The following is a 318-nucleotide window of genomic DNA, read 5'->3' on the forward strand; positions in this document are numbered from 1 at the left end:
CTGGCCAGAACTACCACGTCGGTAGGGGTCGAACTGCGATGAATTGTTCAATCGTTATCGTGCACAGAAAGGCGTTACCCTTGCCAAGCTCTTCAATCACCCAGAAGCTCCATACCGTCGATGTGAGAGGGGTTCAGACGCGTTATTTCGACGACGGTCAGGACAAGGATCCGATCCTCCTCATCCATGGGGGGCATTTCGGGTTCTTCGTACCGCTCGGAATTGAATCCTGGGGCAACGCTCTAGAGGATTTCGGCGAGTACGGCCGTGTCCTCGCGGTCGACAAACTCGGTCAGGGCGAGACTGGTCTCCCGCTGA

Annotated in this window: 1 protein-coding gene; it reads left to right on the forward strand. The window is 56.3% G+C overall.

Translation table 11 applies throughout. The features are described 5' to 3' along the window. Nucleotides 1-59: 59 nt before the first annotated feature. Nucleotides 60-318 (forward strand): alpha/beta fold hydrolase (locus NVV99_RS26440; RefSeq protein ID WP_369011268.1); only part of this gene is annotated, 259 nt, incomplete at its 3' end.

Source organism: Rhodococcus sp. PAE-6 (assembly GCF_025290685.1).
Lineage (GTDB): Bacteria > Actinomycetota > Actinomycetes > Mycobacteriales > Mycobacteriaceae > Rhodococcus > Rhodococcus pyridinivorans.